The organism is Vitiosangium sp. GDMCC 1.1324, from assembly GCF_003044305.1.
GTDB lineage: Bacteria > Myxococcota > Myxococcia > Myxococcales > Myxococcaceae > Archangium.
Map to the genome: position 1 here is coordinate 1 of NZ_PZOX01000059.1, position 8,946 is coordinate 8,946.

1 protein-coding gene is annotated in these 8,946 nt (G+C 68.7%); it reads left to right on the forward strand.

The genetic code is table 11. The features are described 5' to 3' along the window. The coding region (locus DAT35_RS57675) for a non-ribosomal peptide synthetase (RefSeq protein WP_146210346.1) at positions 1 to 8,946 on the forward strand (8,946 nt) is incomplete at both ends.

Genomic DNA, 8,946 nt, shown 5'->3' on the forward strand with positions numbered 1-8,946 from the left:
AGTACATGGTGCCCTCCGCCTTCGTGACGCTCGAGCAGCTCCCGCTCACGTCCAACGGCAAGGTCAACCGCAGGGCCCTGCCTGCTCCCGAGTCCTCCGACTCCGGCTCCTCCACCGCCTACGTCGCCCCTCGCACTCCCACCGAGGAGAAGCTCGCCGCCATCTGGTCCGAGGTCCTCTCCGCTCCTCGCGTCGGCGCCGAGGACAACTTCTTCGAGCTCGGTGGCCACTCCCTGCTCGCCACCCAGGTCGTCTCCCGCGTCCGCTCCACCTTCCATGTGGAGCTGCCCGTCCGCGCCCTCTTCGAGGCCCCCACCCTCTCCTCCCTCGCCCTCAGGATCGACGACGCCCTCAGCCGCCAGCACCAGAACGCACCGCGAGCACCCGCGCTGCGTCCGATGCAGCGCACGAGCGACATTCCGCTCTCCTTCTCGCAGCAGCGGCTGTGGTTCCTCGATCAGTTCGAGCCCGGCAGCCCCTTCTACAACATCCCCGCGGCCCTCCGGCTCTCCGGCGCCCTGGACATCCAGGCCCTGCGCCACGCCTTCGAGGAGCTCGTGCGCCGTCACGAGTCCCTGCGCACTACCTTCTCCTCTCGCGACGGCAAGCCCGTCCAGGTCATCGCTCCGGCCCTCTCCCTCCCACTCGAGGTGCAGGACCTTCAGGACATGCCCGCCTCCGAGCGCGAGGCCCAGGCCCGCGAGCTGGTCCGCCGGGAGGCCCTGCGCCCCTTCGACCTGGCTCGCGGCCCGCTCGTGCGCACGAGCCTGCTGCGCCTGACCCCGACTGACCATGTCCTGCTCGTCACCCTGCACCACATCGTCTCCGACGGCTGGTCCACGGGCGTGCTCGTGCGCGAGGTGGCCACGCTCTACGCCGCCTTCGCTTCCGGCCAGCGGCCTGCCCTGCCGCCCCTGCCCATCCAGTACCCCGATTTCGCTCGCTGGCAGCGCTCGTGGCTGCGCGGCGAGGCCCTCGATGCCCAGGTGCGTTACTGGAAACAGCAGCTCTCCGGCGCTCCGGCACACCTCGAGCTACCCACGGACAAGCCGCGTCCTCCCACCCAGACGTTCCGCGGCGCGCGCTACACCTTCGCCCTCCCGCCCGAGCTCTCCGAAGCGCTCACCGCCACCAGCAAGCAGCACGGCGTCAGCCTCTTCATGACGCTGCTGGCCGGCTTCCAGGCGCTGCTGTCTCGCTACTCCGGCCAGGACGACATCGTGGTTGGCTCTCCCATCGCCGGCCGCCGCACCACCGAGCTCGAGGGCCTCATCGGCTTCTTCGTCAACACGCTCGTCCTGCGCTCGCGCATCGCTCCCGAGGCCTCCTTCCGCGACCTGCTGCTCCAGGTGCGTGACACCACCCTGGGCGCCTTCGAGCACCAGGACATGCCCTTCGAGAAGCTCGTCGAGGAGCTCCAGCCCCAGCGCGATCCCAGCCGTACACCGCTTTTCCAGGTGATGTTCGCCCTGCAGAACCTCCCGGTGTCCCAGCTGGCACTCGGCGGGCTGACCCTCGCGCCCCTGGAGCTCGAGGGCAGTATCTCCAAGTTCGATCTATCCCTCTTCATGCAGGAGACGCCGCGAGGGCTGCGCGGGAACATCGAGTACAACACCGACCTCTTCGAGCCGGCGACGATCGCCCGGATGGCCGAGCACCTGCGGATGCTGCTCTCGGCCGCGGTGGCCTCGCCCGAGACGTCGGTGTCCCGGCTGCCGCTGCTCACGGAGGCCGAGAAGCACAGGCTCCTCGTCGAGTGGAACGACACCCGCGTCGACTACCCGCGCGACGCCAGCATCCACGAGCTGTTCGAGGCCCAGGCCGCGCGCACTCCGGATGCCATCGCCGTGGAGTTCGAGGGGACAACCCTCACCTACCGCCAGCTCGACTCGCGCGCCAACCAGCTCGCCCGGCACCTGCGGCGCCTGGGCCTGAAGCCCGGTACGCCCGTGGCCATGTGCATCGAGCGCTCGCTGGAGATGGTGATCGCCACGCTCGGCATCCTCAAGGCCGGCGGCGCGTACGTCCCGCTCGATCCCGGCTACCCGCGCGAGCGCCTGGAGCTCATGCTCCAGGACGTGCGCGCTCCGCTGCTGCTCGCCCAGCGCCACCTCGCCGAGCGCCTGCCGCCTGGCGAGGCGCGCCGGGTGCTGGTCGACGCCGAATGGGAGGAGATCGCCCGGGAGAGCCAGGAGCCCGTGCATGCCGGGGTGACAGCCGACACGCTGGCGTACGTCATGTACACGTCGGGCTCGACGGGCCGGCCCAAGGGCGTGTGCATTCCCCACCGCAGCGTGGTGCGGCTCGTCATGGGCTCGCGCTTCGCCGACTTCGGCCCGCGCGAGGTGATGCTGCAGCTGGCCCCCATCTCCTTCGACGCCGCCACCTTCGAGCTGTGGGGCAGCCTGCTGCACGGCGGCAAGCTCGTCGTCTTCTCCCCGCACGCGCCCTCGTTCGAGGAGCTGGGGCAGGCGCTCCGCAAGCACCACATCACCACCCTGTGGCTCACCGCCGCCCTCTTCGATCAGATGGTGGCCACGCAGTCCGAGGCCCTCGCGCACGTGCGCCAGGTGCTCGCTGGAGGTGACGTGCTCGTTCCCGAGCGCGTGAAGGCGCGGCTGACGCGAGGCCAGCTCGTCAACGGCTACGGACCCACCGAGAGCACCACCTTCGCCACCACCCATGTGCTCACCCGCCCGGAGCAGGTGGGCCACACGGTGTCCATCGGCCGGCCCATCTCCAACACGCGGGTGTACGTGCTGGACGAGCGGCTGCAGCCCGTCCCCACGGGAGTGCCCGGTGAGCTGTACATCGGCGGCGATGGCCTCGCCTGGGGCTACCTCCACCGTCCGGAACTCACCGCCGAGCGCTTCGTCCCCAATCCCATCGCCCACACCCCGGGCGAGCGGCTCTACCGCACCGGTGACAAGGTGCGCTGGCTCTCCGACGGTACGCTCGAGTTCCTCGGCCGCCTCGACTCCCAAGTGAAGCTGCGCGGCTTCCGCATCGAGCCAGGCGAGATCGAGTCCGTCCTCGATCGGCACCCGGCCGTGCGCCAGTCCATCGTCATCGCCCGCGAGGACAGGCCCGGCGACAAGCGCCTGGTGGCCTACGTCGTGCCGTCGGCCCAGGCCACCGCCGCCGAGCTGCGCACCTTCCTCAAGCAGCACCTGCCCGAGTACATGGTGCCCTCGGCCTTCGTGATGCTCGAGCAGCTGCCCATCTCGCCCAACGGCAAGGTGGACAGGAAGGCGCTACCCGTGCCGGAGGCCACGGTCTCCACCGCGGAGTACATCGCCCCGCGCACCCCCACCGAGGAGCAGCTCGCCCGCATCTGGACCGAGGTGCTCTCCGTGCCTCGCGCCGGTGCCGAGGACAACTTCTTCGAGCTGGGAGGCCACTCGTTGCTCGCCACCCAGGTCATCTCGAGAGTGCGCAGCACCTTCGAGGTGGATCTGCCCGTGCGAGCCCTCTTCGAGGCCTCCACGCTCGCCGAGCTCGCCCGCAGGATCGATGAGGCGCGAGGGCACCAGGCCCGGAGCGTGCAGCAGCAAGCGCCCGAGCTGCGTCCGGAGCCGCGCACGGGAGACATTCCGCTCGCCTTCACCCAGCAGCGGCTGTGGTTCCTCGATCAGCTCGAGCCCGGCAGCGCCGTCTACAACGTCCCCACCGCGCTGAGGCTCTCCGGCAGATTGGACGCCGGGGCCCTGCGCAACGCCTTCGGGGAGCTCGTGCGCCGCCACGAGGCCCTGCGCACCACCTTCGCCGCTCGCGATGGCCAGCCCATCCAGATCATCGCGCCGGAGCTCTCCATTCCGCTCGAGGTGCTGGATCTCCAGAGCCTGCCCGCCGCCGAGCGTGAGGACCGGGCCCGAGAGCTGATCCGCCAAGAGGCCCTGCGCCCCTTCGACCTGGCCAACGGTCCGCTCCTGCGCACCTCGCTGTTGCGCATGGCGCCGGAGGACCACGTGCTGCTCGTGGCCATGCACCACATCGTCTCCGACGGTTGGTCCATGGGCGTGCTCGTGCGCGAGGTGGCCACGCTCTACGCCGCCTTCGCCTCCGGCCAGCAGCCGACCCTGCCCGCCCTGCCCATCCAGTACGCCGACTTCGCTCTCTGGCAGCGCTCGTGGCTCCAGGGCGAGGTGCTCGACTCGCAGCTGCGTTACTGGAAGCAGCAATTGGGTGACGCTCCGCCCCATCTGGAGCTGAGCTCCGACAAGCCCCGGCCCCCCGTCCAGACCTTCCGCGGTGCCAGCCTGCCCGTGGCGATTCCCAAGGCGCTCTCCGACTCCATCAAGTCCCTGTCCACGCGCGCTGGCGTCACTCCGTTCATGACGCTGCTGGCGGCCTTCCAGGTGCTCCTGCACCGCTACTCCCGCCAGGACGACATCTCCGTCGGTTCCCCCATCGCCGGCCGCCGAGACACCAAGCTCGAGGGGCTCATCGGCTTCTTCGTCAACACGCTCGTCCTGCGCTCGCGCATCGCCCCCGAGGCTTCCTTCCGCGACCTGCTGATGCAGGTGCGCGACACCACCCTGGCTGCCTACGAGCACCAGGAGATGCCCTTCGAGAAGCTCGTCGAGGAGCTCCAGCCCCAGCGTGACCTCAGCCGCTCCCCCTTGTTCCAGGTGATGTTCATCCTGCAGAACGCACCGGTGGGGACGCTGTCGCTGCCGGGTCTCTCCATGAAGCAGTTGGAGATGAAGAGTGGCACGGCCAAGTTCGACTGGACGCTCGCGCTCAGCGACACGCCCAATGGCTTCGCGGGTGGCCTCGAGTACAACACCGACCTCTTCGAGCGCGACACCGTGGCTCGCGCCATGGAGCACCTGCGCATCCTCCTCGAGGCCGCTGTCGCTCGTCCGGACTCCCGTCTCTCCGACCTGCCCCTGCTCTCCTCCGCCGAGAAGCACAAGCTCCTCGTCGAGTGGAATGACCTCCCTCTCGACTACCCGCGCGACGCTACCCTCCATGAGCTCTTCGAGGCCCAGGCCGAGCGCACTCCTCACGCTGAGGCCCTCGTCGATGGCTCGAGCTCCCTCACCTACGCGCAGCTCAATGCCCGCGCCAACCAGCTCGCCCACTCCCTGCGTTCCCTGGGCGTCGGTCCCGAGACTCCCGTCGGCATCTGCTCCAGGCGCTCGGCTGACCTCGTCGTCGGTCTGCTCGGCATCCTCAAGGCCGGTGGCCTCTACGTCCCGCTGGACCCCGCCTATCCCCGTGACCGTCTGGGCTTCATCATCGAGGATGCCCAGCTCCGCTTCCTCGTCGCCCAGTCCTCGGTGACGGACAGCCTCCCAGCCCACTCCGCTCACGTCCTCCTGCTCGACAAGGACTCCGAGGCACTGTCGCGCGCCAGCTCCAGCAACCCTGCTCGTGCGGCCACCAACAGCAACCTCGCCTACCTCATCTACACCTCGGGCTCCACGGGCCGTCCCAAGGGCGTCTCCATCGAGCACCGCAACGCCGTCTCCTTCCTCTTCTGGGCTCGCTCCGTCTTCTCCCCGGAGCTCCTCTCCGGCCTGCTCGCCTCCACCTCCATCGCCTTCGACCTCTCCGTCTTCGAGCTCTTCCTACCCCTGAGCCTCGGCGGCACCGTCATCCTCGCGGGCAACGCCCTGGAGCTGCCCACCCTCCCCGCCTCTCAGCGCGTCTCCCTCGTCAACACCGTCCCCTCCGCCATGTCGGAGCTGCTGCGCTCCGGCGGCCTTCCTTCCTCCGTTCGGGTCGTCAACCTGGCCGGTGAGCCTCTGGCCACTTCCCTCGTCCAGCAGCTCTACCAACAGCCCGGTCTCTCTCTCGTCTACGACCTCTACGGGCCCTCCGAAACCACCACCTACTCCACCTTCACCCTCCGCCACTCCGACAAGCCCGCCACCATCGGCAGGCCCATCTCCGGCACTCAGGTCTACCTGCTCGACTCTCACCTGCGGCCCGTCCCCATTGGCGTGCCCGGTGAGGTCTTCATCGCTGGTGCCGGTGTCTCCCGCGGCTACCTCGGCCGCCCCGAGCTCACCTCCGAGAAGTTCCTCCCCGACCCCTTCGGCTCTCTCCCCGGTGCTCGCATGTACCGCACCGGCGACCTCGCCCGTTACCGCTCCGACGGCAACCTCGAGTACCTCGGCCGCACCGACTTCCAGGTCAAGGTGCGTGGCTTCCGCATCGAGCTCGGTGAGATTGAGACCGTCCTCGACAAGCACCCCGGCGTTCGCCAGGTCGTCGTCGTCGCTCGCGAGGACAGACCCGGCGACAAGCGTCTGGTCGCCTACCTCACTGCCTCCGGTCAGCAGGCTCCCACCACCGCCGAGCTTCGCGCCCACCTCAAGCAGCACCTGCCCGAGCACATGGTGCCTTCCACCTTCGTCGTGCTCGAGCAGTTGCCTCTCACCCCCAACGGCAAGATCAACCGCAAGGCCCTGCCCGCCCCGGAGGCCCCTCAGGACTCCGGCGCCGAGTACATCGCCCCGCGCACTCCCACCGAGGAGAAGCTCGCCGCCATCTGGGCCGAGGTCCTCTCTGTTCCTCGCATCGGAGCCGAGGACAACTTCTTCGAGCTGGGTGGCCACTCCCTGCTGGCCACTCGCGTCCTCTCTCGCCTGCGCACCGCCTTCGAAGTCGAGCTGCCCGTTCGCGCCCTCTTCGAGGCTCCCACCCTGTCCGCTCTCGCTCTCAAGATCGACGAGGCCCGGCTCTCACGGAGCGCTCCGCGGGCTTCGATCCCGATCTCCATCAAGCGCACGGGAGACATTCCGCTCGCCTTCACCCAGCAACGGCTGTGGTTCCTCGATCAGCTCGAGCCCGGCAGCGCCGTCTACAACATCCCCTCCGCTCTCCGGCTCTCCGGTCAGTTGAACACCGAGGCCCTGCGCCAGGCCTTCGAGGAGCTCGTGCGCCGTCACGAGTCCCTGCGCACCACCTTCTCCTCTCGCGATGGCCAGCCCATCCAGCTCATCGCGCCGTCGCTCTCCATTCCGCTCGATGTGCTGGACCTCCAGGACGTGCCGGCCTCCAAGCGTGAGGACCGGGCCCGAGAGCTGATCCACCAGGAGGCCCTGCGGCCCTTCGATCTGGCCAATGGCCCGCTCCTGCGTACCTCGCTGTTGCGTCTGGCCTCCGACGACCACGTGTTGATCGTCGCCATGCACCACATCGTCTCCGACGGTTGGTCCATGGGCGTGCTCGTGCGTGAGGTCGCCTCGCTCTACGCCGCCTTCGCCTCCGGCAAGCAGCCTTCTCTGCCTGCCCTACCCATCCAGTACGCGGACTTCGCTCTCTGGCAGCGCTCGTGGCTCCAGGGCGAGGTGCTCGACTCGCAGCTGAGTTACTGGAAGCAGCAATTGGGTGACGCTCCGCCCCATCTGGAGCTGAGCACCGACAAGCCCCGGCCCCCCGTCCAGACCTTCCGCGGTGCCAGCCTGCGCGTCTCCTTCTCCAAGGAGCTATCCGAGTCCATCAAGTCCCTGTCCACCCGCCTCGGCGTCACTCCGTTCATGACGCTGCTGGCCGGCTTCCAGGTGCTCCTGCATCGCTACTCTCGCCAGGACGACATCTCCGTCGGCTCGCCCATCGCCGGCCGCCGCGACACCGCGCTCGAGGGCCTCATCGGCTTCTTCGTCAACACCCTCGTCCTGCGCTCGCGCTTCTCCCCGGAGACTTCCTTCCACGACCTGCTGAAGCAGGTGCGCGACACCACCCTGGGCGCCTACGAGCACCAGGACATGCCGTTCGAAAAGCTCGTCGAGGAGCTCCATCCCCAGCGCGATCTCAGCCGCCCTCCCTTGTTCCAGGTGATGTTCATCCTGCAGAACACTCCCTCCGAGACGCTCTCTCTGCCGGGTCTCACCCTGCGCTCGCTGCCGCAGTCCAGCGGCACGGCCAAGTTCGACTGGACGCTCGCGCTCAGCGATACGCCCAACGGCTTCGCCGGTGGCCTCGAGTACAACACCGACCTCTTCGAGCGCGACACCGTGGCCCGCGCCATGGAGCACCTGCGCATCCTCCTCGAGGCCGCTGTCGCTCGTCCGGACTCCCGTCTCTCCGACCTGCCCCTGCTCTCCTCCGCCGAGAAGCACAAGCTCCTCGTCGAGTGGAACGACCTCCCTCTCGACTACCCGCGCGAGGCCACCCTCCACGAGCTCTTCGAGGCCCAGGCCGAGCGCACTCCTCACGCCGAGGCCCTCGTCGATGGCGCTCGAGCCCTCACCTACGCCGAGCTCAATGCTCGCGCCAACCAGCTCGCCCACTCCTTGCGTGCTCTGGGCGTCGGTCCCGAGACTCCCGTCGGCATCTGCTCCAGGCGCTCAGCCGACCTCGTCGTCGGTCTGCTCGGCATCCTCAAGGCCGGTGGCCTCTACGTCCCGCTGGACCCTGCCTACCCTCGCGAGCGTCTGGGCTTCATCATTGAGGATGCCCAGCTTCGCTTCCTCGTCGCTCAGTCCACGGTGACGGACAGCCTCCCGCCTCACTCCGCCCACGTCCTCCTGCTCGACAAGGACTCTGAGGTTTTGTCTCGCGCCAGCACCAGCAATCCCCCTCGTGCGGCCGCAAGCTCCAACCTCGCCTACCTCATCTACACCTCGGGCTCCACGGGCCGCCCCAAGGGCGTCTCCATCGAGCACCGCAATGCCGTCTCCTTCCTCTTCTGGGCCCGCTCTGTCTTCTCTCCGGAGCTTCTCTCCGGCCTGCTCGCCTCCACCTCCATCGCCTTCGACCTCTCCGTCTTCGAGCTCTTCCTACCCCTGAGCCTCGGTGGCACTGTCGTGTTGGCCAACAACGCCCTGGAGCTGCCCTCTCTCCCGGCCGCTCAGCGCGTCTCTCTCGTCAACACCGTCCCCTCCGCCATGTCGGAGCTGTTGCGCTCCGGCGGCCTTCCCTCCTCCGTCCGCGTCGTCAACCTGGCCGGCGAGCCTCTGGCCACTTCTCTCGTCCAGCAGCTCTACCAAC